This window comes from Kitasatospora sp. NPDC094019 (genome assembly GCF_044764505.1).
Taxonomy (GTDB): domain Bacteria; phylum Actinomycetota; class Actinomycetes; order Streptomycetales; family Streptomycetaceae; genus Kitasatospora.
Window position 1 is genome coordinate 1 of the sequence record NZ_JBIWIF010000048.1, and the last position, 1054, is coordinate 1054.

Consider the following 1054-nt stretch of genomic DNA (forward strand, 5'->3'; position numbering starts at 1 on the left):
GCCCGGCGACCTCGACCTGACCGGGTACACCGTCGTGCCCGGCTTCGTCGACCTGCACGTGCACGGCGGCGGCGGCGCCTCCTACGCCTCCGGCATCGCCGAGGAGGCCCTGCGGGCCGCCCGCACCCACCTGGAGCACGGCACCACCACCACCGTCGCCTCCACCGTCACCGGCGAGATCGACGACCTGGCCCGCCAGGCCGCCGTCCTGTCCGAGCTCGCCGAGGACGGCGTCGTGGCCGGCGTCCACTTCGAGGGCCCGTTCATCTCCCACAACCGCTGCGGCGCCCACCGCCCCGATCTGCTGCGCGACCCCGACCCGGCCCTGGTCCGCAAGCTCGTCGACGCCGCCCGCGGCCACGCGAGGATGGTCACCCTCGCCCCCGAGCTGCCCGGCGGCCTCGACTCGGTCCGGATGCTCGCCGACCTCGGCGTCATCGCCGCCGTCGGCCACACCGACTCCGACTACGCCCGCACCCTGGACGCGATCGGCGCCGGCGCCACCGTCGCCACCCACCTGTTCAACGCCATGCCCGGCATCGCCCACCGCGCCCCCGGCCCGATCGTGGCCCTGCTGGAGGACGAGCGGGTCACCGTCGAACTGATCAACGACGGCGTCCACCTCCACCCCTCCGTGCTCGACCTCGCCTACAACACCGCCGGCGCCTCCCGGGTCGCCCTCATCACCGACGCCATGGGCGCGGCCGGCATGGGCGACGGCCTCTACCCCCTCGGCCCGCTCCAGGTCGAGGTCAAGGACGGCGTGGCCCGACTGGTCGAGGGCGGCGCGATCGCCGGCTCCACCCTCACCCTGGACGTCGCCTTCAAGCGCTCGGTGACGGTCAACGGCCTCAGCCTGAACCAGGCCGTGGAGTCGCTCTCCACCGTCCCGGCCCGGCTGCTCGGCCTCGCCGACCGGATCGGCACCCTGGAGACCGGCAAGCTCGCCGACCTGGTCGTCGTCGACTCCACCGGCTACGACCTGGTCGCCGTCATGCGCCGCGGCGAGTGGATCCTCGGCGGCGACCGCTTCACCCCGATCACCACCGCCTGA

At 74.3% G+C, this 1054-nt stretch carries 1 protein-coding gene; it reads left to right on the top strand.

Features of this window, described 5'->3' with window-relative positions; all coding sequences use genetic code 11:
* Nucleotides 1-1054, top strand: a 1054-nt coding sequence (gene nagA, locus ACIQ9P_RS39320) for an N-acetylglucosamine-6-phosphate deacetylase (protein ID WP_402367343.1), incomplete at its 5' end; no start/stop codon positions are given.